We start from the raw sequence: 24,360 nt of genomic DNA on the forward strand, positions 1-24,360 counted from the left end.
GGATGACCATGAGTCAGATTGCAGACAGTATCCAGATTCGCAACACCACATTTAAAAATCGTATTATCAAAGGGGCAATGAGCGAAGCGCTCGCGAATGATGCCGGACAACCCAATGATCTCTTGATTGGTTTATATGAAGCGTGGGCAAAAGGCGGTTTAGGTTGTGCCATTACGGGAAACGTAATGGTGAATGTAGGCGCTAAAAATGAACCAGGTGTGGTTGCAATTGAAACCGATCGTGATCTGGAAAAATTAAAGCAATGGGCTGCTGTGGGTAAGAAACATGGCATGGTGCAATTGATTCAGTTGTCACATCCTGGTCGCCAATGTCCTAAAGGTCTAAATAAGGAAACGGTTGCACCTTCAGCTGTGCCTTTTAGCCCAATGCTTGCAGCAATGTTTGGTACACCACGTGAGCTTAAACATGAAGAAATTTTAGATATTATTCAGCGTTTTGCGACAGCTGCAGCAGTATGTGAGAAGGCAGGTTTTGAAGGTGTACAGCTGCATGGCGCACACGGTTATCTGATTAGCCAGTTTCTATCGCCTTTAACCAATAAGCGCACGGATCAATGGGGTGGTTCGATTGAGAATCGTATGCGTTTCTTGATCGATGCTTATCAGGCGGTACGCGATGCAACTTCTGAAAACTTTATCATTTCGGTGAAACTGAACTCAGCAGATTTCCAGCGTGGTGGAATTACAGAAGAAGATGTCATTACCGTGTTCAAAGCGATTGATGCTGCGGGGATTGATATTATCGAAATTTCTGGGGGAACCTATGAAGCTCCAGCAATGGCGGGCGCAAAAGCAGAGTCACGTAAAGCCAGTACCATTGCACGTGAAGCTTATTTCTTAGAATTTGCAGAAAAAATTCGCCAACACGTTGCCTGTAAATTGATGGTAACAGGTGGCTTCCGTACCGTAGAAGGAATGAATGCTGCATTGCAAAGTGGCGCATGTGATTTTATTGGAATTGCACGTCCATTGGCGGTTGAAGTTGATTTAACAGACCGTTTAATTGCAGGGCATGATGTCCGTTATGCAGTGAATCAGATTAAAACAGGAATTCCATTTGTCGATAAAATGGCAATTATGGAAATCATCTGGTATGCAGCGCAGTTTAAAGCGATTGGACAAGGTAAAAAGCCGAATCCAAAATTATCACCACTGTTGGTATTCTTAAATTATGCAAAAGGGAATATCAAAGCGGTTGTAAAAGGTCGGGTCAATTCACGTAAGTCTGCATAATATATTTTAGGGCTCTTCGGAGTCCTTTTTATTTTAGTGAATAAAAATACTGGTTAAACAATTCTTTTAATAATTTGACTATTTCATTTAGAATATTTTTCGTATTAAGGGGAATATTTATGACTTGGATAATTATTTTAATTGTTGTGTTTGCAATTGTTACTTTAGTTTTAGGTAATACTAAAAAAGAAAAGAAAGGTGGTGAGCGTAATCCGATTAAGGGTAAACGGATTCTAACAATGAATGAGCAACCAACTTTTTTAAGATTAAGGGAAGCATTACCGGAGCATATTGTTTTGGCACAGGTTGCGTTTAGTGCATTTATGACAGCTCAGGGTTATGCCACTAGGAATTTGTTTAATCGTAAGATCGCGGATTTTGTTGTATTAGATAAACAGTTCAATATAGTGGCTATTGTTGAACTTGACGACTCATCTCATAAAGGGAAAGAAGATAAAGATGCCGATAGAGATAGTTTAATCATTGAGGCGGGACATCGAGTAATTCGTTATCAAAGAACACCTGATATAGATCAAGTTAAAAAAGATTTTGGAATAACTTCTATCGAAACTACAACTATTGAATCTGAAACACAAGAGAAAACAACTTTAGTCTCAGAGGCATTTATTTTTGAAACCGAATCAAATGAACAAAAAGTACTTTAATTGCTATTGGAAATATTTTAACTAAATAAAAAAGCCACTGTCTTAAAATGCAGTGGCTTTTTCAAATCTGGCGTCCCTACGGGGATTCGAACCCCGGTTACCGCCGTGAAAGGGCGATGTCCTAGGCCTCTAGACGATAGGGACTTCTTGAGGTGGGTGTATATTAGGGTTCTGTCACCAAACTGTCAAGAAGGTGAGGAGACAGTTTGTTCAAAATATAGCAAAACAGTTCAGCAGTCTTCTGCGTATCGTACAACGCAGAGTGTGCTTCTTTACCATCAAACTCGATTCCAGCCTGAATACAGGCACGTGCCAATACCGTTTGCCCAAACATGACTGCGCTCAGCGTCACGGTATCAAATACCGAAAAACTGTGAAACGGGTTTTGATTTTTGGTACCAGAACGTGCAATCGCTGCTTGTAAGAAACCTAAGTCAAAGTGTGCATTGTGACCAACCAATACCGCATGAGTACAATGCTGAGCTTTACGAACTTCAGTCAATGATTTGAAAATACGACGCAAGGCAGTGCGCTCATCTTCAGCCATCGCAACACGCATTGGATTGAAAGGATCAATACCAATAAAATCTAATGAACGGCGGTCAAGATTTGCGCCTTCAAAAGGGTTGATATGTGCTTGGAAAGATGGGCCAGGTATAAATTGCCCGTGTTCATCATAGATGATCGGAATACACGCAATTTCAAGTAGGGCATCGGTTTGCGAATTAAAACCTGCTGTTTCCACATCGACAACAACAGGCAAGAATCCACGAAAACGCTGTCCAATGACAGGGGCTTTATTTTCTTCTTGGGTCACACTTTTCTCCAATGCAAGGTTTTGCCTGCATGAAGTGGGATAATTTTTTGGTCATCGAGATAGTCTAAAGATTCTGCGATAGTAATATCTTCTTTGACTAAGGTAATGGTTGAGGTATTGCGTGGCAAACCATAGAAGTCAGCACCGAATAAGCTTGCGAAGCCTTCTAAGCGTTCTAGCTTTCCGACTTGATCAAAGGCTTGTGCATACAGCTCAATGGCGTTTGGTGCGCTATAACAACCCGCACATCCACAGGCATTTTCTTTGGCATCTTGTGAGTGGGGTGCACTGTCAGTACCTAAGAAAAATTTCGGATTACCACTGGTTGCGACTTCCAACAATGTTGTTTGATGGGTTTGACGCTTTAAAATCGGTAAGCAATAGAAATGTGGTTTTACACCGCCAACCAACATGTCGTTACGATTAAATAATAGATGTTGCGGGGTAATGGTTGCCGCAACATTACGATCTTGTTCGAGTACAAAATTCGCCGCATCACTTGTTGTAATGTGTTCTAACACGACTTTTAATTTTGGGAACTGTTTGAGTAAAGGCGATAGCACTTCATCTAAAAATCTTTTTTCACGATCAAAAATATCGACGTGATTATGCGTCACTTCCCCATGCAGTAACAATGGAACCTGATGTTCTTCCAGTTGTTCAATCACGGCATACACTTTGCGAATATCACTAACACCATTATCAGAGTTGGTGGTCGCACCCGCAGGATAAAGCTTGATCGCATTGACGAATTCAGACTCTTTAATTTTACGCACTTCGTCAGGAGAAGTGTAATCAGTAAAATAAAGCACCATGCGTGGATCAAAATTCAAGCCTTCAGGCACATGGGCAAGAATACGCTCGCGATAAGCTGAAGCTTCTTCTACCGTTTTAACGGGTGGGACAAGATTGGGCATACAAATTGCGCGGGCAAATTGTTTGGCTAAATCAGGAACAGTACGTTTTAAAGCTAAACCATCACGCAGGTGTGCGTGCCAATCATCAGGTTGCAAAAGTGTAAGAGTATTCAAGGTCTACTTCAAACTTAAAAATAATACAAATAATAATGCATAAAGTGTGAAAATGGTAACTAGAATTACGGATAAGTGGTTAAGCAAAGCGCATGACAAAATGATAATTTATGTTATTTTTTATGCGGCACAAAAATAGTGCAGCATAAAAAGAGTATCTGGGATGGACAACGGCTATGATCTTGATCAATTGCGGAGGTCGAAAGAAGACCTCGAGCAGCTTGTTGCCCAACATTCTAAATCTAAGAATACCCATCAAACTTTACCGCAAAAATTAGAAAATGAATTCTGGAAATTTAATGTAGACAGAACACGTCTCAATGCGATTCAGTTCTTCGGTCAGGGTGTGATTACCTATACCATATTTGTGCTGTTGATCCTGCCATCTAATTTTCTCGTGATTCGTGGCAGTACATATTTTGCCCTCGATTTTATCTACAGTATTCTCAGCTTAATTGTTGTGGGGATTGCACTGTTCTTATTTTGGGCTTTTTCACGCTTTAAAAAACTCAATCCTTTATTTTACCCTGCCGCTTGCCTGATAGTGTTCCTGACCATTGTATTCACCTCTTTTTTGATGATGAGTGTTTCAAATCTGGTACTGCAAAATCAGGCCATGGTCCTCATTGCATTTCTGTATATGTTGGGTTTTATCCTGAGTGGCATTCGACCACTACATATGTTATGGATTGGTTCCTTTGCCGCAATTTCGATTTTGTTTCTTTTATATTGGTTTGATAACCCTAGTGATTTTCTCATGATTGGGCGCACACTAATAGGAAGCTTACTGCTGGGTTTCTCGATTAGTGTGATGTTGACTTCAAAAGAAAGAAAAATATTTATAAAGTCCAAAATTTCAGAAATTGATGAGCAGATTTTACGGATACAGGCATCTGAGCTGTTACATCTGAGTCAGCATGACGAACTGACCGATGTGTCAAATCGACGTACCTTTGAAGAGATGTGTACCTATTACTATGATTTAGCCTGTAAAGAGCGCAAATCGCTATCGGTCTTATTTATCGATATTGATTATTTTAAAAACTATAATGATTTTTATGGGCATCAAATGGGCGATCAGGTGATCTCAGCTATTGCGAAAACTATTAAAAGCTCGATTCGACATATGGATTTTATTGCTCGTTATGGAGGGGAGGAGTTTGTTGTACTGTTGCCTGAGACCTCTGCACAAGGTGCTTATGCAGTTGCGACCAATATCTATCGTGCAATTGACCGCTTAATGATTCCGCATGATAAATCATTGGTATCTAATCATGTAACTATTAGTTTGGGGATTACGGTATTTAATGGTAATCCAAAAATTAGCCAAGAGATGTTGATTCATACAGCAGATAAAGCTTTGTATCGAGCAAAACAACTTGGACGCAATCAGATTTATTATCAGCCTTTACCAAATATAGAAGAAAGTATTTTGAAATAAAAAACCGAATATCAGTGCTTGATATTCGGTTTTTTGTAGAAAATGCCTAGATTATTCTAAGAATTTTACAGTAACACCTGAACGTACTTTAGCACCTAAGTCATTGGCATCCCAGTTGGTTAAACGGATACAGCCGTGTGATGCAGTCTTAGAGATTAAAGATGGGTTTGGCGTACCATGAATACCAAATGATTTTTTGCTCAAACCAATCCAAATATTACCGACTGGTGCATTTGGACCTGGTGGTAAAGAAAGCGGTTTAAGGTTTTTACCTTGCACAAAGTTAGATGGTGAATAGCTATACCAAGGATTTTTTGCCACACCAACTACTTTATAAGTACCTGTTGGAGATGGCGTGTCAGTACTGCCAATTGTTGCAGGAAATGACGCAATCATTTGATTGCGGCTGTTGAATAAATACAGCTGTCTTGCGCCTTTATGTGCAACAATTAAATGAATATCTTCTGGTAAGTCATTGCGGACATTGGCCACAATAATCTTTTCACCTACTTTTTTGAACGTCGCTGTTGGATTTAATTTCTTTAAGAAATTTTCATCCATATGGAATTTTTCACCCAACATTTCAGTAACACGGGTGTAATACAAACCTTTCATTTTTGCTTGTAGTGCATAATCAGAAGGGATTGAATCCGCATATGGACCTTTTAAGTCAGCGTCGGTAATGGTGTACTCAACATAAGCTGGCTTAGTCTGCTTAGCAACCAATGCATCCCAAGTTTCTTTGGTTAACTGACCTGTTGGTGTTAAACCATTCATTTGCTGGAATGATGCAATCGCTTTTAATGTATTTTTACCATTTGAACCATCAATCGCACCTGGTGATGCATGTGCATTGTTCAACATGACATGTGCACGTGCGTAGGCAGGAAGTTGTCCTTTTGGTAAAGCTTCAGGGTATTCAGCATTATTCATGCTGTCTAAAGTCCATGAAATTTTAGCAGCTGGAGCAGCGGTTGTTGCCGTGGTGGTATCCGGTGTATTTTCTAATTTTTGCGATACGACTGATGCAGCACCCGTATTGACTTGAGGTTCAGATACCGCTGGAGCTGCAACACTTGACGCAGGATCAGCAACAACACTGGAAGCTGTGCGTTCAATGGCTAAGGGATCTATCGGATCTTGGACCGAACCTGTAATTTGTTTTGGATTTAATGGTTGCTCAGTTGTTGGCGCAGCAAAAGCAACATTAGCAAGAATACAACTTAAACTCATAGCGAGTAATGAGCGAACAAACATGTAATTCAACCTTAAGAATTATTCATATTGAGATATAAGATATTGCAAGTATTACAGAAAATAATGCAGCTTGCAGTAGCAGTTTTGTGTAAAAGCGAAATTTATTTCAACTCATAAATTTGGATGCTATTGAAATTATAAATTCCTAGCTAACTTTGTTATGATGCGCGCTACATGAAACAATTTAGAGATTGGTAATGACAACGTTGAAAAATGATCGTTTCTTACGAGCTTTATTACGTGAGCCTGTAGACACCACGCCTGTATGGATGATGCGTCAAGCAGGGCGTTATTTACCAGAATATCGTGAAACTCGTGCGCAGGCAGGGGATTTCTTATCTCTATGTAAAAATACCGAATTTGCTTGTGAAGTGACTTTACAGCCACTACGCCGTTATGAGCTTGATGCTGCGATTTTATTTTCAGATATTTTAACGGTTCCTGATGCTTTAGGTTTAGGTTTGTATTTTGAAACAGGCGAAGGGCCAAAGTTTCATAAAACAGTACGTACTGAACAAGATGTGGCAAATTTACCTAAATTAAATGCTAAGTCTGATCTGGCTTATGTCATGAATGCTGTTTCGACCATTCGTTCTGCTTTAAATGGCCAAGTTCCTTTGATTGGTTTCTCTGGCAGTCCGTGGACTTTAGCAACTTATATGGTTGAAGGTGGATCAAGTAAAGAGTTTCGCTTCATTAAAAATATGATGTACGCACAGCCAGAAGTGTTACATGCTTTGCTAGATCATTTAGCTGATTCAGTGATTGATTATTTGAATGCGCAAATTGATGCAGGTGCACAAGCGATTCAGATTTTTGATAGCTGGGGCGGTGCGCTCGCGCATAGAGAATATGTTGAATTTTCATTGAATTATATGACCAAGATTATTGCAGGTCTTCAACGTGAAAAAGATGGTCAACGTATTCCGATCATTGTGTTTACCAAAGGTGGCGGGCAATGGTTGGAAACAATGCTCACCACAGGGGCTGATGCGTTTGGTCTAGATTGGACTACACCGCTTTATACTGCACGTGATGTGGTTGCAGGAAGAGCTGCATTACAAGGTAATTTAGATCCAGCTGTGCTTTATGGTTCAGCCGCTTCAATTGAAAAATCAGTGAAAGCCATGATTGATGATGCTTATGCCGATGGTGAAAAAACAGGCTATATCGCAAACTTAGGTCATGGTATTACCCAATGGGTCGATCCAGCACAACCTAAGATTTTTGTAGATACTGTACATGAATATAGTGCTAAATATTTAGGTTGATATTTTTAAGTATTTCAAAATAAACACGCTAGGATCAGTTTTGTGCAGTTGATTGTATTACCGCTCAACTTTATCTTTAAGGCAGCTTCGGCTGCCTTATTTGGATTGTTGCTTTTGATTGCATTTGCAGTCACCGCACCGATGGGAAGTCATGAATATTGGGGCTTCTTTCGTTATGACTATTTGCTGTTTTATGCCTTGATCATTCAAGTCTGTCTGATCTACTTAAAGCTCGAGTCATGGGCAGAAGCAAAAGTCATTGCTTTATTCCATATCATGGCGATGGGAATGGAAATATTTTTGACCCATCCAGCGATTGCCTCATGGCAGTACCCACAACCAGCGGTATTGAAGTTACTTACTGTGCCACTGTTTGCTGGGTTTATGTATTCAGCCGTGGGGAGTTTTTTTGCTCGCTCTTTGCGGCTCTATAACGTTTCATTCGAGAATTTGCCAAATTTTGGCAATATGCTGTGTTTGGCAGTGTTGTCTTATCTCAACTTTATGACCAAGTTTTTTATTCCTGATATTCGTGTTGCATTATTTATTTGGAGCATTTTGATTTTCTGGAAAACAAAACTTTATTTTCAATTACAACAGCATCGTTTTAGGGTGCCGATGTTGCCGATTTTATTGTTGCTTGCCTTCTTGATCTGGATTGCAGAGAACATCAGTACCTTCTATAAAATTTGGTTGTACCCAAGTCAAGTCGATGCTTGGCATATGGTGGGGTGGGGTAAATTAGGTTCATGGTATTTATTATTATTGCTGAGCTTAGTATTGGTATTAAAAATCTTGGGGAAGCGAGATAAAAATGGGGCTTGGCGGTTAAATTAGGCCATTCGAAAATCGTTTAAAACGAGCATCTAATTTCCTTTTGTTATGAATATTTCAGATATATTTCAAAATTTATTTGCTAAAGCGCGCTAAGCTCGCTATTTTAACTTTTGTGTAGGAAGAATTACACAACACAATAGTGATAACAAATACTGAAGAATAATTGATACTGGAGATCGTTCCTATGTTAAAAAAAATTGCATTAGCTGCTCTATTGGCCGCTGGTTCAACAGTTGCAATGGCTGATAATGATGTCGGTTGTGGTGCAGGTACACAAATTTGGGCAGGTAAAAAAGGTGTTGCACCTAAAATTCTTGCCGCGACAACCAATGGTATTTTTACCAACCAATTATTAGGTATTACTTTTGGTACTTTAGGATGCCGTCAAGGTGGCACTGTCACAGCTCAAGTGGTGACCTTCACCAATGAAAATGCTGAATCTTTAGCGCGTGATATGGCGGTTGGTCAAGGTGAAAGCCTAAATGTGCTCGCTGAATTAATGCAAATTAAAGCCAATGATAAAGCACGTTTCTTTGCTGTGTCTAAAGCAAACTTTGCTGAAATTTATTCAAGTAAAAATGCAAACTCGCTTCAAGTGCTAGATGCTTTACAAAGTGTGATGGCAAAAGACGCAGTGCTTAAAGCATACGTTTAATTTGCTACATGTTAAAACCCTGTCTTGATGACAGGGTTTTCTTATACCTACGATCATTATTCTTAAAAATTGCGATTGAATGAAATTAGCTACTTTTGTACTTGCATCTTTGATGTGTCACTTTGCCCATGCGATGGTTGAATCAGATTTTCAAACTTATTTGGACATTGCCAAACAAAAACAATTAGATCAACACATCACATGGCAGCGCTTGATGTATGCCGACCAAAAACAAAATAGCGAAGTCACTTATGCGGGTTATTTTTACGCGAAAGATGGTCAAACCAATTTAAAGAATGAATTACAAGCCGACATTAAAGCCTTATTTGTTGAAGTTCCAGATAACCAATCCATCCGTTGTAAATTTCCCGCACGTAGCCGCTGGTTGATGCAACAGCTCAACATCGATGATCAACAGCTGCCAAAGGTAAATTGTATTGAATTTGAGGACTGGATCAATCAAATCAAGCCGTATAAAGCGACTTTGATTTATGCCACTGACTTTATGGGGAATCCAAGTTCGATGTTTGGACATACGCTATTGCGTTTAGATCCAAAGGATCAGAAGCAACTCAATCTAGTGTCCTATGCAGTGAACTATGCTGCCACGGTGAAAGGTGATGATAACTGGTCCTATGCATGGAAGGGCTTAACTGGACAGTATCCTGGCGAATATTCTCTAATGCCGTATTACCGCAAGGTAAAAGAATACGGTGATTTTGAAAGCCGTGACCTGTGGGAGTATGAGCTGAATTTAACCCCTGAGGAAACTCGGTTTCTGGTTGAGCATATTTGGGAAATGCAGCATGTGAGTTTCCCTTATTATTTTGTCAGTGATAACTGTGCTTACCGTTTACTCGGTTTAATTGATTTAGTACGTCCAAATTTAAATTTAAAACAGCAGTTTAACTATGCTGCCATTCCAATTGAAACCTTGAAGGCTGTCGATCAACAAGACTTAGTGAAAGAAGTCGTGTATCGACCAGCTTTGGAAACCCAATTACTTGCTCAAGCCAAGCAGCATGGTACAGCTTTAGCCAAAGTTGCTCATCAGGTTGCCTTTACCGAGACAGATCAGGTTCAACCCATTTTAAAAGCATATCAACCACAAGATCAGGCCAAGATTTTAGAAATGGCTTATGACGATTTATATCTACAATATATTAGCCATAAGGTAGATGCAGATTTTGCCCAACCTCAATTACGTCAACTACTTGCGCAGCGTAGTCAAATCGAGGTTGATAAACAACGTCAAGAACCGATACGCCCGAAAAAGCAGCCTGTAGAAGGGCATCATGCCCGTAACTTGTCGATAAATGTGGGTGAAGTACAAGGGCAGAAGTTTGCCGAGATTGGTCACCGTCAGGCCTATCACGATTTAATTGATCCACAAGGTGGCTATCGGACAGGGACGCAACTCTTATTTTTAGATGGTAGTTTGCAATACCGTGACGACAAGCTCAAGCTCGAACATTTAGATCTATTATCAGTGAACTCCTATAACCCGATTCAGCCATTTAAATCGCCAATCACTTGGGGTTTTAATTTAGGTTGGAAACAAGAAGCGATTGAGAAGGGGCAGTTTAGTGAAGATGCGCAACATGGCGTGATGAATCTGAATATGCAAGTCGGTTATAGCGTGGCAGATTATGATCGTCGGCATTTGTGTTATGCCCAACTACAAAGTCATATTCAAGGCGGAAAAAATTTAGATAAAGGTTGGCGAGTTGGAGCTGGGCCAACTGTAGGTTGTATGAATGTATGGTCTGATCATATCAACAGCGTAGTACAGATTGAGTTACCGTATTGGCAAGATCGGAGTCAGTGGAATTTAAGAGTCGGTACGCAACTTCAATATAGTCTGAATACAAACCATGCTTTACGTTTAAACTGGGATTTTGAACAGCAGGATCATAAAGACTGGAATAAAATTGGCGTGGGCTATGTACACTTTTTTTAGCGGTTAAATATTATGAAAGTTTGATCAGAGCGGGCTAAGCAGATCAAACCTCAACAATCACATAGTATTTTTTAACGGCTTCAATGACTTCAAATGTACCGACAAATGCGGGTGGAATAATCCCTGCATTTCCAGCAGTTACTTCAATAAAAGAATTGGTTTTTGCGTCGTGGATACGCACAATTCCTTCAATGACCTGAAAAAACTCTTGTTTGTTTTCAGCAAATTGAATATTCCAAGCACCGACTTCACATTGCCAAATGCCACAGTCCATATGTGGATGTTCATATAAACTATAGGTTAGACGTTCAGGATTACCTCGAACCAAACGATCAGGACGAGGATAATCAATACTTGCTTCATTTGCGATTAAATCGCCGAAACCTGCTAACTGAACTGATGACATTCTAGGGCTGCTTAGCTTAATAGTTTTCAGGAACAGCGCTTAAGAATTCACGACGTACATCTTTGTCGGCTTTAAAATCACCAACAAAAGAAACCGTACGTGTAGTCGACTCTTGTTTACCTACACCACGCATCATCATACACATATGCGCAGAGTCAATCACAACTGCAACACCACGTGCTTGAGTCACTTCTGCAACCGCTTCAGCAATTTGCTGCGTCAAGTTCTCTTGAACTTGTAGACGACGTGCAAACATTTCTGTAATGCGCGCAAATTTTGATAAACCTAAAACTTGACCTTCAGGTAAATATGCAATGTGCACACGACCATAGAATGGCAGTAGGTGATGTTCACAAAGTGAATAAAATTCAATATTTTTGACCAATACCATTTCATGGTTATCGGAAGGGAAGAGCGCGCTATTTGTAACTTCTTCAAGCGTTTTGCTATAGCCAGAAGTTAAAAAAGAGAAAGCTTTAGCCGCACGCATTGGCGTATCTTTTAAGCCCGGGCGATTTAGGTCTTCACCAACGGCAGTTAAGATATTTGCGTACGATTGCTGCATAGACATAACAATGTTCACTTAGGTGGGTTGAACAAAAACGGCAATTGTATCAGAAAACGATTGGAAATCTTAATTTTGATAAAAATGCCGATTACTGTTTGTACTTAGGGTTCTTTTCGGCACGTTTGAGCAGGACTAAAACCGCTCCTGTACCGCCTTGATTTTCTGGCGCACTAACGAAAGCAAGCACATCACGATGCTGTCTGAGCCAACCATTGACATAGGTTTTTAAAATTGCTTCAGGCCCTTTACCGTGCACAATTTTAACGACATTTTGATTTTCATCTTTTGCCATTTGAAGTACTTGTAAAACCGCAGCACGTGCTTGCTCAACGGTACAGCCATGTAGGTCAACCGCCTCGAACCAGCGAATTTTGCCTGCTTTTAAGTCTTCAAATACTTTGTGCTGCAAGGTCGCAATGCGATAGCTTAAAGTTGCTTGGCTGGCAACAGGATTTAAGATTGCTTGGGTATCGGAAATTTCTGTAAGCTCTTGCTCTGCGCCACCTTCTGCTGCTGCACGTTTTGCCAAGGTTTGGGCATCGACTTTTTTACTGCGTGCAACGCGAGTATCGGCAATATTTTGATTGTCGATTGGTTTTACCCCAAGCAGGGCTTTTTTAAAAAGCTCAGTATCTTCCAACTCTTCAGCAACGGCTGGAGCTTTTTGTGACTCTGCTTGTTTGGCAATAGCACTCGTTTGAGGATTAGAGATTTGCTTTTTAAAGGCTTTCAGTAAGTTAAACTGGTCTTTAGAAAGCGATGAATCGTGTTTACTCATAAGTTTAGAAAAATTGGCAAGATACGAGAGATATAAAATTATAGTCCGAAACCATGATGATTTGAACTGAATTGCATTCATGGGGAAAAGGAATTCAATTTAAATCATTAGACAGAATTGAATGTGTAGGTGAGAAATTAATTTAGTTTTTACTTCTACTGTGATCTTTGTATTAAAAAACTAAATGTTTAATGGCGTTTATTACTTAAGGAAGAGTAATGATTTTGATAATGCGTGATTGGTTTAAACCCCTATTCTTAAAGCGATCATAAAGTTCAAAGCATATATGCTCATTTATTTGAACACGCGGCAGAGTATGAACAAAGTCAAAATAACGAATATAGCCAGATTGGTCCATGACAATCGTCAGGCGCTCGATTTGACTTCGTTTCTTGGGGAACATTTTATATTGTTTTACGATGCCACACTCTTCAGTTTTAATGTAGGTCTTTGCGGGGGACAAATACATGGCAATGCCAATAAGAATAAGCCCAGGAATTAAAGTAAAGAAATAGGCGACTCTTGGATCTTTAAAACTCTGAATTTTTTCGTAGAAAAATAGATGACTATAAATAGGAAAGCTAACTAAAAAGATCAGCCCCAAGATTAATAAAAAATTACTCATATTGTTTCATCGATTTTTATCTTTTAGTATTTTGAACTCTAATTTTTATTCTTTATTTAGAGTCTATATTTAGTTCTAGCAACTTTTTTAAAGGTTCAAGGTAGAATTTTACCTTGAACCTGATTTGCTTAGATCTGCTCAGGTTGCCCAAACAATGCATGAAATGCTTGATCAGGGCGAGGCTGTTTCATAAAGCTTTCACCCACAAGGAAAGTATGAATGTCATTGGCTTGCATCATCTCTACATCAGTAGGCATGGCAATACCACTTTCAGTAACTAAGATACGGGAAGCAGGCAATAATTTCTTTAAACGCAATGAGGTATTTAAATCCACATCAAAGGTTTTAAGATTACGGTTGTTCACCCCCAAAATACATTGTTCAGAAAGTTTTAGCGCACGTTCCAATTCATATTCATCATGCACCTCAACCAATACATCCAACTGTTGTTCAAATGCTGTTTTCGACATTTCTTCCAGTTGTTGATCTGATAAACATGCCACGATCAATAAAATACAATCGGCATGTAGCGCACGTGCTTCAACCACATTATAAGGATCAATCAAGAAATCTTTACGCAAAGCAGGTAGGGCACAATGCTGACGTGCAATCGCAATATTTTCGTCTGCACCTTGGAAGAAATCCACATCGGTCAATACCGATAAACAGGCTGCACCTGCTTGTTCATATTGTTGTGCAATTTCCGCAGGATTAAAGTCTGCACGGATCACACCTTTAGAAGGTGATGCTTTTTTAATTTCTGCAATTACAGCAGGGCGTTTATGCTGTAAAGCATTGGCAAAACCTCGCACAGGCGTTGCTTCATTTGCCCACTGCTCAACATCATGCAAGCTACGTTGTTTTAAACGTGCTGCAAGCTCCTCATGTTTGCGGTCAACAATTTTACCTAAAATGGTATTTTGAATATCGATCATGAGAAGTCCTTAGTCTGCCTGATATTGTTTCAATGTTTTGGTAAATTCAGCCAAGATACTCATTTTTTCTAAGGCTTGTCCGCCGTAAAGAATATCTTGAGCCAGCTCAACGGCTTGTTTATAGGTTTTGGTAATACCTGCGACGTAAATGCCTGCACCTGCATTGAGTGCAATCATATTTGCTGCTTTTTCGCCTACGTCTGATTTGTCACGACTCAAAGCATCTTTGATTAGCTTTAAGCTTTCTTCTGAACTATTGACGACTAAACCGGTGAGTGTTTGAGAGGCGATACCAACGTCTTCGGGGTTCAACGTCCATTCTGTAACTTCGCCATCTTTAAGCTCAGCCACAGCGGTTGGCGCAGCTAGACTGATCTCGTCTAAACCATCTTTAGAATGCACCACCAGTACATGCTCGGCACCAAGCTGTTTTAATACTTCAGCAATGGGACGGCAAAGTTCATCTGAGAATACGCCAATTACAAAACGATTTACGCCAGCAGGGTTGGTGAGTGGACCAAGTAAATTAAAGATACTACGAATGCCCAATTCACGACGTGGCGCTACCGCATATTTCATGGCTTTATGGTGATTTGGCGCAAACAGGAAACCTACGCCCATTTCACGGATACAACGTTCTGTTTGCTGCATGTCTAAATCAAGTTGAATGCCAATCTGTTCCAGCACGTCAGAAGAACCTGATTTACTTGATACACCGCGGTTACCATGTTTCGCAATAGTTGCTCCCGCAGCAGCGATCACAAAACTTGAAGCGGTTGAAACATTAAATAGGTTTTGACCATCACCACCTGTACCCACGATATCTACCAGATGAGGAATATCACTGACATCAATTTTAATCGCAAACTCACGCATGATACGTGCAGCAGCTGTAATTTCATCAATACTTTCACCCTTCATGCGCAAGCCCATCATTAGCGCACCGATTTGAGCATCAGTGGCTTCACCTTGCATGATGCTGCGCATGACATCTTCCATTTGTGGCTGGGTCAGATGGATGTTCTTGGTAATATTATTGAGTGCCTGTTGGATATTCATAGTCATGAGTTACAGCATTTAATGATTAAAAAATTTGGATGAAAGTGGTTGATGATGAAGGATAGCTCAGCTTTATGTGGTGTGTGTCCCACTCGTTAAGGGCTTATGTTAGCAGAAAATAACTCAAGATTTAGGTTGTGGCTAGAGAGTTTTTAAAATTTAACCCGTTTAAGCAGGTTGGTAAATTTGTGACGGGGAGGAATTGAATGAAAAAGGTTTTATTTTATGAGAGGGTTATTTTAGTTTTTATGATAAATAATCAACCATTTGATATATCTTATTCACGCATATCTCTATAAAAAATGTGTATAAATCAAATAAATAAAAGTAGATATATTAGGGCGGTCTTCATTTTACTCATTCATAAATATGTATCTAAATTACTTGAAATATCTTGGGGCTATTAAAAACAAAGGTTGTTTTGTTTTTGTCTTTATTGCATGTCTTCATCCATTAGAGAGCCATGCTGAGACAAATGTAGAACAGCCACAAACAAAGACAACATCAGATAAAGTGGTGCATGTTGCAGTGACAGGTTCACGTATCTCAAAAGCGCAAAAAGATGGCCCAACCAGTGTAACCGTGATTACCGCAGCCGATATCGAGAAACACGGTTATAGTAATGCCTTTGATGCCTTGAATAACCTGACCCAAAACACAGGTTTTGTGCAAGGAGCGGATTATGGCAATACCTTTACTCCCGCAGCCAATGCCATTAGTTTGCGTGGTTTAGGGCCGAACCATACCTTAACCTTAATTAATGGACACCGAGTTGCAGATTATCCAGTGCCTTATGACGGCGCTGTGAATTTTGTCAATTTAGCCAATATTCCGACTGCGATTATTGACCGCATTGAAATCTTAAATGGGGGAGCTTCCGCGATCTATGGTTCAGATGCGATTGCGGGTGTGGTGAATATCATCCTGAAAAAGAAAACCGATGGTACACAATTCAATATCAAGGCAGGTGGCACTAAAGAGGGCGGTGAAAATTTACGTCTACAATTGAGTGGCAGTAAAACATTGGACAAGCTCAATCTGGTTTATGGTGTTGAATTGAGTGGGCGTGAACCAATTTGGGCGGCTGACCGAGATTTTATGTCGAGCCGAACGCGTCGAGGGGAAAAGCCAGACACGATCGTTGGACGTAAAAATGCCAAGACAGGCCAGTATCTTTCAATTAATGGCTGTGATGCATTTGATGATCTATTTAAAGGTTCAGTAACAAATATTGGCAAAGCAGGGGCAGATAATTGTGCTAGTGGTCTGGCCCGACCGACCTATTGGACGGTTCAAACCAAGAATCGCAGCCAAAATGGTTATCTCGGCTTAGATTATGAGCTGAATGAGAAAACCCAATTATTCGCGGATGTTTTGATTGGTGCCAATCAAATTGAAAACAATACTCGTGGCCCGACATGGACTTCTTTAGGCGCAAGTAGTGGCTATTTCCTCAATCAAGACACAGGAAATTATGAAATCTGGACACGACGTTTTGCACCAGAAGAACTCGGTGGTGTTGAGCAAGCCAATAAAAAATGGAAAGAACTCTCCTCCAATTTGAACTTTGGTATCCGTGGCGATATTGGAGACAGTAGCTGGCGTTATGAAGCAGCCTATAATGGCTCGATTTATACTAGTCAATTACGTAAACAAGGGCTGGTACGTTCGAATGTTGATGAATATTTCTTAGGTCGGCAATTGGGGACAGATCAAGATGGTATTCCAATTTATTCCCCGCATTTAGATCGTATCAGTCGGCCACTGACCGCTAGCGAGTTTAGAAGCATTTCAGGCACAACTGAGGAAAACGACAAGTCTTGGGCACAGAGCTTAACTTTAAGTGCCAATGGTGATGTGTTTGAATTGCCTGCAGGAACGGCCAAGCTTGCTGCGGTGGCAGAAATTGGACGCCAAGGTTTTAAAATCAAACCAGATAAGGCGGTGGAAAATGGGGACTTCTATAATGCCACTTCCAGTGGCGAATATGGTGGGGCACGTACCCGTCAGGCTTTGGGTACGGAATTATTCTTACCTTTAGCCAAGCCACTCAATTTAACCTTATCTGGACGCTATGACCGCTATGCCTTGTCAGATAGTAGTATTGATAAATTTACCTTTGGTTCAGGCTTAGAATTTAGACCACATCCAACCTTATTGGTGCGAGGCAACTACGCCACCAGTTTCCGTGCACCAGATATGAACTATCTGTTTTTGAATAAACAAAGAGGGTATTTCCCCAGTACCACCGATTATTTACGTTGTAGCCAAACGGGACAAGCATTAGATAAATGTAGCTTTAAAGATTATTCGCCTGGCGCGAACTACACCTTAACAGGCAACAAAGATTTAAAACCCGAAGAAGGTAAATCTTATGGTGCAGGGTTTGTATGGTCTCCGAGTAATAAGTTTGATATTTCCGTCGATTATTGGGATATCAAAATTGATAATCTGGTAACCAATTTAAGTGAAGATAAGATTTTACGTTTAGAAGCTGATTGTCGTTTGGGTGCACAAGATATCAATTCGGCACAATGTGTTGATGCGTTGGCACGTGTAGAGCGCAACCCTACAAATGCAGTGGTTGATCCAAATGTGATCAACAATATCAATATTGTGCCGATCAATGCTGCCTCAGATCATACTCGCGGGATTGATTTCACCAGTAAATGGCGCTGGAAAACAGAAAATTTAGGTAACTTCTTGTGGACGGTGAATTATAGCCGTGTGCTTGAACGTGAATATCAACAATCAAAAGATGGCGAGAAAGATAATTATTTAAAAGACTTAACCATTCCAGATTGGCGAGATCGCTTTAATACCAGTCTCAGTTGGAGTCTCGGTGATTGGGCATCAACCGTATTAGTCAATCGCTATGGCAAGATTCCAAATGGTAATCAAACGGCTTACTTAAGCCCGACTTATTTGGTCAATTGGAGTGGAACTTATAAAATTTCACCCAAGGCCTCTGCATCAATCATTGTGAATAACCTATTTGACAAAGTGAAACACGATGACACAGGCGGATGGCCATATTATCCAATAGGATCATATTCACCAATCGGCCGTCAGGGTTGGTTGGAGTTTAATTATAAATTCTAAGAATGATGTGTGGATGCAGCGACATGGTACACCATTTGCTGCGTCTTTTTATTTTAAAAACTACAGAGGACAGATCTCCTATGTTGGTCAAACCTTCATTTAAAAAACAATTGCTACTGACAACATTACTTTCATTATCTGCAACACAGATTTTTGCATCAAATAGCAATGAACAAATTCCAATCGGCAAATTACCAGAATGGGCCATACCTGAATCTTATGATTTAGATTTTAAAATTGATCCTGCACAAAAAAGTTATACCGGTAAAACCACCATTCATTTAAAACTGACTCAAGCAACTGACCATGTTTGGATTCATGGTAAATCTTTATCGGTAAAAGATGCCAACATCCTCTCCGCAACTGGGCAGAAAACCACGGCCAAATATGAGCAAGCTTCGGAAGTCGATGGCGTCAGTCTGATTAAATTTGCCAAGGCATTACCTGCAGGTCAATACCGCTTAGTACTGGATTTCAATGCGGATTATGATCAGCAATTGGATGGTATTTATAAAATTGAGTTTGAGGGGAAGCCTTATGTCATGACTCAAATGGAGGCGATCAGCGCACGTCAATCTTTTCCATCATTTGATGAGCCGCGCTTTAAAACGCCCTTTAATATTCGTTTAACCATACCAAGCAAATATTCAGGTTTTGCCAATACCAATCAAGTCTCTGAGCAGGCCGAACAATCGGGGTGGAAAACTTTAAGCTTTGCACCGACCAAACCGCTACCAACCTATCTACTGGCACTGGCAGTTGGTCCTTGGCAAGTACAACAAGGTCCTGATATTGGTGCGACTGAGTGGCGTAAACAGGCGATCAAATTAAGAGGTCTGGCACCCGATGGCAAGGCTGAAAAAATGCAGCATGCCTTGTCTGAAACCCCTGCGATTTTAAAAACATTAGAAGATTATTTTGCATTCGGATATCCATTCGACAAGCTGGATTTGCTTGCTGCACCTGACTTTGCAGCGGGTGCGATGGAAAATCCAGGGCTGATTACCTTTAGAGATTATTTGATGCTGCTAGACAAAGACTCACCTGTGTCATTTGTACAGGGCTCTTTTAATGTCAATGCACATGAGTTGGCGCATCAATGGTTTGGCGATGTGGTAACGATGCCGTGGTGGGATGACTTGTGGCTGAATGAATCTTTTGCCACTTGGATGCAAAGTAAAATCACCCAACAACTTCATCCAGAGTTTAATGCTGATCTGGAACGCGTCGTCGATACAGCAGGTGCAATGAAAAGCGATAGCTTGGTCAGTGTACGCCGTATCCGCCAGCCAATTTTAAGTAACGCAGATATTCAAACCGCTTTTGATGGCATTACCTATCAAAAAGGCGCAGCTGTTTTAAATATGTTCGAAAGCTATTTAGGTGAAGAAAAATTCAAGCAAGGGGTGCGTAATTACATTAACAAGCATCAATATGGCAGTGCTACAGCCAATGATTTAATTAGTTCCCTCGCAGAACAGTCTGGTCAAGCTGAGCGTTTTAGCAAAGCGGTGAAAAGTTTTATTGATCAACCGGGCGTACCTTTGCTGAGCACCTCGTTACAGCAACAAGGTAATAAAGTCTTTTTGAATGTAAAACAAACACGCTATTTACCCGTTGGTTCTAAAGGTGATGCCAATAGTCTTTGGGGAGTACCATTATGCGTACGTTACGAAGTTCCGAATGCAGCGAGTAAAGTCCAATGTGAACTGGTTGATCAAGCGGAAGCAAAAATTGAACTCAAAGGTGCAAGTATTAACAGTTGGTATATTCCAAATGCAGATGCAGCAGGCTATTACCAATTTAGTTTGCCTGAACCAGAACTTGCTCGTCTGACTGCCGCTACAGAAAAACTCTCTAATACTGAACAATTGGCCTATGCCTATGCTGTTTCAGCGGCATTTAACCATGGTGATATTAACCTGTTGGCGGTGGTGGATGTGGCGAAGAAGTTTGCGAACTCGAATAGCCGACAGATTAGTACGGCATTGTTTCAGCAGCTCAGTACAATCCAGCGCCATGTATTGAAGACTGAGGCAGAACGTGAGCATTTTAGAAAAGTGCTCGCGAATTTATATCTACCCAAATTAAATCAATTGGGTTATGCGAGCAAAGCAGGTGAGTCTGCTGAGGATAGCTTGTGGCGTAGTGAGTTAGCCCAATTTCTTGCATTGGAAATTCAGGTGCCAGAAGTGCGTGAGCAATTGTTAAAACAATCCGACGCTCTATTCGCTCAAAAGCAATTGAATTTTGCAAAATTAACCCCCGAGCTTTTACCAACGATTTTAGCTGTACGAGTACAAGAAAAAGGGCAGCCTACCTTTGATCGTTTAGCGGGGGAGTTACAACACATCACGCAACCGACCCAACGTTTGGCGATGCTTACTGCCTTAGGCTCAGCCAATCAGGTGGAAACACGTCAGCAGGCACGTCAGTTAGTTTTAGACCCACGTGTGAAAGTTGGTGAAGTACGTACCGTGATTAACTCAATCAATAGCTATAGCGGTGAACAAGGCGGGCTTTGGTCATGGTTTAAGGCCAATCACGATGCTGTGTTTGATCGTTTAGGTAAGTCTTCTGCTGGACGCTTCCCTGCATTGTTTAGTGGTGCAGCTTGTACACAACAAGAAGCGACGCAGTTGAATTCCTTCTTTGCACCGAGAACCAAAGAGCTGGTCGGAGTCGAGCGTGGTTTAAATCAAACCAAGGAACGTATCCAACTGTGTGAATCCTTAGTGGCGAAACAAGATGGTTCGCTCGTGCAACAGTTGAAGTTGTAATTTATTCAGTTATAAAAAAGCCAACGATCATGCGTTGGCTTTTTTATTTTAATCTGGCTTAAGCATCATTATCGGGTTGTGGATTTCTGACACCGAGTAATTGACTGGTCGCTGTGCCTGCAGTCATCGAACCGTTGACGTTTAAAGCAGTACGCCCCATATCAATCAATGGCTCAATTGAAATCAATAACGCGACTAAAGTAATCGGTAAGCCCATGGCTGGGAGGACGATTAAAGCAGCAAAGGTTGCACCGCCACCAACGCCAGCAACACCAATTGAACTGAGGGTCACCACCACCACCAACTGAGCAATCCACAATGGATCAAGCGGGTTGATACCTACAGTTGGCGCAACCATAACAGCTAGCATCGCAGGGTATAAACCGGCACAACCATTTTGACCAATGGTTGCACCAAATGAGGCAGAAAAGCTGGCGATACCTTCAGGCACACCTAATTGTTTGGTTTGTGCTTCAATATTGAGTGGAATACTCGCGGCACTTGAACGACTGGTAAATGCAAAAGTTAAAACAGGAAAAACTTTCTTGAAAAAGTCGATTGGATTGACACGTACAAACAGCAAAATCAGCGCATGTACGAGGAACATGATTGCAAGTCCAAGATAAGATGCAACGAGGAACTCACCTAATTTAACGATGTCGGCTACATTTGCTGTTGCCACCATTTTAGTCATCAATGCTAATACACCATAAGGCGTAAATTGCATCACTAAACGGACAAGACTAATTACCAAGGCTTGCAGTGCTTCAATCCCGTGTCTGATTCTTTCGCCATTGACGGTGTCTTTATCCATCAGTTTCAGTGCTGCTACACCTAAAAATGCAGAGAAAATCACCACACTGATGATCGCTGTTGGACGAACACCGGTTAAATCAGCAAATGGGTTCTGAGGGAATAGTGAAAGTAAGAGCTTTGGAACATCTAAATCTGTCACTTGCCCAATGTATTGACTTTGAATGGTTGCCAGACGTGCTGCTTCTTTGGTGCCTTGTACCAGTCCTTCAGCCGTTAAGCCGAATAAATTAGTGATGCCTGCACCGACAAGTGCTGCAATAGCCGTGGTTACTAACAAGATACCAATCACGAGTACGCTGATTTTTCCAAGAGAAGTGGTTTGGTGTAGCTTCACCACTGCACTTAAAATTGAAATAAAAATCAGAGGCATGATCACCATTTGTAATAGTTGCACATAACCATTACCGACAAGGTTAATCCATGCAATTGAATGCTCAATAACAGGGTTGTCACCATAGATCGCTTTAAGGGCTAAACCAAAAAAGATACCTACGATCATACCGATCAGAACTTTTTTGGAGAGACTCCAATCTTTACGGTAGCTAAAAAACAATCCTGCCATGAGCAGGACGAAAACAATAATATTCAATAAAACCAAGGTATTCACAATAGGTTATCCTGATAGATCATTCAGGGGGAATGCTAAAAACAATGACTTAGATTCTATCATCCAGCCGCCCTGAAACTTAATCATTCCTATGACTATAGTTAATCTAAAAAAGTAAAATGCAATCAGACAAAACAGAAATTGAGGATTGAACTTACTTTTTATAACGTGTGAAAAGTGGATTAATTATTGAAAAAGAATGACTTGTTTTTAAGTGTAAGTTTTCAGATTAATTTTAATGCTGAAAATTTGTGCAGTATGTATGAGTTATATATCGTTTTTATATGTTCAAAATAAAAACAGCCTACTTATAAAAATAGGCTGTTTAGATGCTTAGTATTGGTAAATCTTGAGATTAAGCATAAATATCCAAGAAGTTTTTGAAAATTTGATGGCCGTGTTCGCTCAAAATAGACTCAGGGTGAAATTGCACACCTTCCACAGGCAGTGTTTTATGTTTGACACCCATAATTTCTTCAATCGTGCCATCTGCTTGATTGGTCCAGCAGGTAACTTCTAAGCACTCTGGCAAAGTTTCTTGCTCAATCACCAATGAATGATAACGTGTTGCAGCAAAAGGCGATGGCAAGTTGCTAAAAATCCCTTTGTCACTATGGTGCATATCGGATAGGCGACCATGCATCACTGTTTTAGCACGAATGATATTGCCACCAAAAGCCTGTCCAATGGCTTGATGACCTAAACAGACACCCAGTAACGGAATTTTGCCAGCAAAGTGATTGATGGCTGGAATAGAGATACCTGCTTCACTTGGTGAGCAAGGGCCTGGGCCAATCACCAGATATTTTGGCTGCCATCGTTCAATATCCTCTAATGTCACTTGATCATTACGAACAACTTTTACTTCTTGATTCAACTCGCCAAAGTATTGAACGATGTTGTAAGTAAATGAGTCATAATTGTCAATCATTAGAAGCATGATTATAACCTTTTGAAAGATATGCACTTAATTGTGCTATTGAATTAGATAAACCAATCTTAGCGCTGTGTTTTTTCATCTATCTTGAATAGAGAAAAGATTATTCTAGCGATAACGGGAAATCATCATAACAAAACGGATCATTAATGTGGGAAATTTTGAAAGCATTGAAGGCTGAATAAAAGGCTAATTTTGTTTGTTGAAATGAGTTAGTAATTGATAATAAATTTTTGTAATTGAAACACTTGAGAAAAAAAACTGAAAGTGAATCGAAAGTCTAAATGAATTGATTGGAATGATCTTGAAAAGAATGATATAAAAAGCCAATTTACGCGAATAATAAAAGCGTAATTGGCACTACATTGGTTCTTTGTTATATGTATTGCACTATTTTGGTTCATTATGTCTTTTTTGGGGACGAGCTAAAATAGGAATGTTTAAATATGGTGCATTTTTAAATGCAGACATTATAGTAGGCATAGGACAGGGAGCTTAAAGCATTTTTTCTGCAAAGAATTTCAATGTTTTAGGTATGCTTTGAAATTGTTGGTATGATA

At 40.3% G+C, this 24,360-nt stretch carries 19 protein-coding genes, 1 tRNA gene and 1 pseudogene; 9 read left to right on the top strand and 12 right to left on the bottom strand.

From position 1 onward, the window contains the following. Window positions 1-8: 8 nt before the first annotated feature. Together A7P54_RS11990 and A7P54_RS11995 are read left to right on the top strand one after the other, a co-directional pair. Window positions 9-1,253: an NADH:flavin oxidoreductase/NADH oxidase family protein gene (locus A7P54_RS11990; protein WP_171549718.1), complete on the top strand. Its 1,245-nt coding sequence runs from the start codon at window positions 9-11 to the stop codon at window positions 1,251-1,253. Between the two features lie 119 nt (window positions 1,254-1,372). After that, window positions 1,373-1,918: a DUF2726 domain-containing protein gene (locus tag A7P54_RS11995; protein ID WP_171549719.1), complete on the top strand. Its 546-nt coding sequence runs from the start codon at window positions 1,373-1,375 to the stop codon at window positions 1,916-1,918. A gap of 68 nt (window positions 1,919-1,986) precedes the next feature. Here A7P54_RS11995 and A7P54_RS12000 read toward each other — a convergent pair. The 3 genes from A7P54_RS12000 to pyrC form a co-directional block, all read right to left on the bottom strand. After that, window positions 1,987-2,062 (bottom strand) — tRNA-Glu (locus tag A7P54_RS12000). Between the two features lie 19 nt (window positions 2,063-2,081). Further along, on the bottom strand, window positions 2,082-2,747 hold the full coding sequence (gene rnt / locus A7P54_RS12005; protein WP_171549720.1) for a ribonuclease T: 666 nt from the start codon (window positions 2,745-2,747) through the stop codon (window positions 2,082-2,084). Further along, window positions 2,732-3,766 (bottom strand): dihydroorotase, encoded by a 1,035-nt coding sequence (gene pyrC, locus A7P54_RS12010; RefSeq protein WP_171549721.1) that lies wholly within the window; start codon window positions 3,764-3,766, stop codon window positions 2,732-2,734. The genes rnt and pyrC overlap by 16 nt, the downstream gene beginning before the upstream one ends. A 163-nt stretch (window positions 3,767-3,929) precedes the next feature. Between pyrC and A7P54_RS12015 the strand changes: the two genes are divergently transcribed. Then, window positions 3,930-5,207, top strand: a complete 1,278-nt coding sequence (locus A7P54_RS12015) for a diguanylate cyclase (RefSeq protein WP_171549722.1) — start codon at window positions 3,930-3,932, stop codon at window positions 5,205-5,207. 51 nt (window positions 5,208-5,258) lie between these two features. On the opposite strand, the gene A7P54_RS12020 is transcribed toward A7P54_RS12015, so the two are convergent. Then, entirely contained in the window at window positions 5,259-6,464 is a 1,206-nt protein-coding gene (locus A7P54_RS12020) for a L,D-transpeptidase (RefSeq protein WP_171549723.1), read from the bottom strand. 197 nt (window positions 6,465-6,661) lie between these two features. On the opposite strand from A7P54_RS12020, the gene hemE reads away from it, so the two are divergent. From hemE to A7P54_RS12040, 4 genes are all read left to right on the top strand, one after another. Beyond that, window positions 6,662-7,735 carry a uroporphyrinogen decarboxylase gene (gene hemE / locus A7P54_RS12025; RefSeq protein WP_171549724.1) on the top strand — a complete coding sequence of 358 codons (1,074 nt, stop codon included), beginning with the start codon at window positions 6,662-6,664 and terminating at the stop codon, window positions 7,733-7,735. A gap of 42 nt (window positions 7,736-7,777) precedes the next feature. Then, window positions 7,778-8,572 carry a DUF817 family protein gene (locus A7P54_RS12030; protein WP_171549725.1) on the top strand — a complete coding sequence of 265 codons (795 nt, stop codon included), beginning with the start codon at window positions 7,778-7,780 and terminating at the stop codon, window positions 8,570-8,572. Between the two features lie 184 nt (window positions 8,573-8,756). Further along, window positions 8,757-9,227: a DUF3015 family protein gene (locus A7P54_RS12035; protein ID WP_016163047.1), complete on the top strand. Its 471-nt coding sequence runs from the start codon at window positions 8,757-8,759 to the stop codon at window positions 9,225-9,227. Between the two features lie 79 nt (window positions 9,228-9,306). Then, window positions 9,307-11,187 (top strand): DUF4105 domain-containing protein, encoded by a 1,881-nt coding sequence (locus tag A7P54_RS12040; RefSeq protein WP_171549726.1) that lies wholly within the window; start codon window positions 9,307-9,309, stop codon window positions 11,185-11,187. 43 nt (window positions 11,188-11,230) lie between these two features. On the opposite strand, the gene A7P54_RS12045 is transcribed toward A7P54_RS12040, so the two are convergent. From A7P54_RS12045 to trpD, 6 genes are all read right to left on the bottom strand, one after another. Next, complete coding sequence (locus A7P54_RS12045; RefSeq protein ID WP_171549727.1) at window positions 11,231-11,593, bottom strand: cupin domain-containing protein; 363 nt, start codon at window positions 11,591-11,593, stop codon at window positions 11,231-11,233. Between the two features lie 16 nt (window positions 11,594-11,609). Then, the gene (folE, locus tag A7P54_RS12050; protein ID WP_171549728.1) at window positions 11,610-12,158 is read right to left on the bottom strand and encodes a GTP cyclohydrolase I FolE; all 549 of its coding nucleotides are present in this window, start codon (window positions 12,156-12,158) and stop codon (window positions 11,610-11,612) included. A gap of 91 nt (window positions 12,159-12,249) precedes the next feature. Beyond that, entirely contained in the window at window positions 12,250-12,939 is a 690-nt protein-coding gene (locus A7P54_RS12055) for a Smr/MutS family protein (RefSeq protein ID WP_171549729.1), read from the bottom strand. Window positions 12,940-13,144: 205 nt separating this feature from the next. Next, window positions 13,145-13,564 (bottom strand): hypothetical protein, encoded by a 420-nt coding sequence (locus tag A7P54_RS12060; protein WP_171549730.1) that lies wholly within the window; start codon window positions 13,562-13,564, stop codon window positions 13,145-13,147. Between the two features lie 128 nt (window positions 13,565-13,692). Next, window positions 13,693-14,499: an indole-3-glycerol phosphate synthase TrpC gene (gene trpC / locus A7P54_RS12065; protein WP_005202409.1), complete on the bottom strand. Its 807-nt coding sequence runs from the start codon at window positions 14,497-14,499 to the stop codon at window positions 13,693-13,695. Window positions 14,500-14,508: 9 nt separating this feature from the next. After that, window positions 14,509-15,558 (bottom strand): anthranilate phosphoribosyltransferase, encoded by a 1,050-nt coding sequence (trpD, locus tag A7P54_RS12070; protein ID WP_032812186.1) that lies wholly within the window; start codon window positions 15,556-15,558, stop codon window positions 14,509-14,511. Window positions 15,559-15,927: 369 nt separating this feature from the next. On the opposite strand from trpD, the gene A7P54_RS12075 reads away from it, so the two are divergent. Together A7P54_RS12075 and A7P54_RS12080 are read left to right on the top strand one after the other, a co-directional pair. Then, window positions 15,928-18,660, top strand: coding sequence for a TonB-dependent receptor (locus tag A7P54_RS12075; RefSeq protein WP_171549731.1), 2,733 nt, complete (start codon window positions 15,928-15,930; stop codon window positions 18,658-18,660). 7 nt (window positions 18,661-18,667) lie between these two features. Further along, a pseudogene (locus A7P54_RS12080) lies at window positions 18,668-21,440 on the top strand (M1 family metallopeptidase). Window positions 21,441-21,498: 58 nt separating this feature from the next. Here A7P54_RS12080 and A7P54_RS12085 read toward each other — a convergent pair. Together A7P54_RS12085 and A7P54_RS12090 are read right to left on the bottom strand one after the other, a co-directional pair. Continuing rightward, window positions 21,499-22,863 (bottom strand): L-cystine transporter, encoded by a 1,365-nt coding sequence (locus A7P54_RS12085; protein WP_151716236.1) that lies wholly within the window; start codon window positions 22,861-22,863, stop codon window positions 21,499-21,501. Between the two features lie 355 nt (window positions 22,864-23,218). Next, window positions 23,219-23,803: an aminodeoxychorismate/anthranilate synthase component II gene (locus A7P54_RS12090; protein WP_004652659.1), complete on the bottom strand. Its 585-nt coding sequence runs from the start codon at window positions 23,801-23,803 to the stop codon at window positions 23,219-23,221. Window positions 23,804-24,360 lie beyond the last annotated feature (557 nt).

The sequence above is a fragment of the Acinetobacter sp. Ac_3412 genome, assembly GCF_013072675.1.
Classification (GTDB): Bacteria; Pseudomonadota; Gammaproteobacteria; order Pseudomonadales; family Moraxellaceae; genus Acinetobacter; species Acinetobacter higginsii.

Coding starts and splice junctions, on each gene's coding strand:
- A7P54_RS11990 (WP_171549718.1), top strand. CDS start 9: ATGAGTCAGATTGCAGACAGTATCCAGATTCGCAACACCACATTTAAA.
- A7P54_RS11995 (WP_171549719.1), top strand. CDS start 1,373: ATGACTTGGATAATTATTTTAATTGTTGTGTTTGCAATTGTTACTTTA.
- A7P54_RS12015 (WP_171549722.1), top strand. CDS start 3,930: ATGGACAACGGCTATGATCTTGATCAATTGCGGAGGTCGAAAGAAGAC.
- A7P54_RS12020 (WP_171549723.1), bottom strand. CDS start 6,464: ATGTTTGTTCGCTCATTACTCGCTATGAGTTTAAGTTGTATTCTTGCT.
- hemE (WP_171549724.1), top strand. CDS start 6,662: ATGACAACGTTGAAAAATGATCGTTTCTTACGAGCTTTATTACGTGAG.
- A7P54_RS12035 (WP_016163047.1), top strand. CDS start 8,757: ATGTTAAAAAAAATTGCATTAGCTGCTCTATTGGCCGCTGGTTCAACA.
- A7P54_RS12040 (WP_171549726.1), top strand. CDS start 9,307: ATGAAATTAGCTACTTTTGTACTTGCATCTTTGATGTGTCACTTTGCC.
- A7P54_RS12045 (WP_171549727.1), bottom strand. CDS start 11,593: ATGTCATCAGTTCAGTTAGCAGGTTTCGGCGATTTAATCGCAAATGAA.
- folE (WP_171549728.1), bottom strand. CDS start 12,158: ATGCAGCAATCGTACGCAAATATCTTAACTGCCGTTGGTGAAGACCTA.
- A7P54_RS12055 (WP_171549729.1), bottom strand. CDS start 12,939: ATGAGTAAACACGATTCATCGCTTTCTAAAGACCAGTTTAACTTACTG.
- A7P54_RS12060 (WP_171549730.1), bottom strand. CDS start 13,564: ATGAGTAATTTTTTATTAATCTTGGGGCTGATCTTTTTAGTTAGCTTT.
- trpC (WP_005202409.1), bottom strand. CDS start 14,499: ATGATCGATATTCAAAATACCATTTTAGGTAAAATTGTTGACCGCAAA.
- trpD (WP_032812186.1), bottom strand. CDS start 15,558: ATGAATATCCAACAGGCACTCAATAATATTACCAAGAACATCCATCTG.
- A7P54_RS12075 (WP_171549731.1), top strand. CDS start 15,928: ATGTATCTAAATTACTTGAAATATCTTGGGGCTATTAAAAACAAAGGT.
- A7P54_RS12090 (WP_004652659.1), bottom strand. CDS start 23,803: ATGCTTCTAATGATTGACAATTATGACTCATTTACTTACAACATCGTT.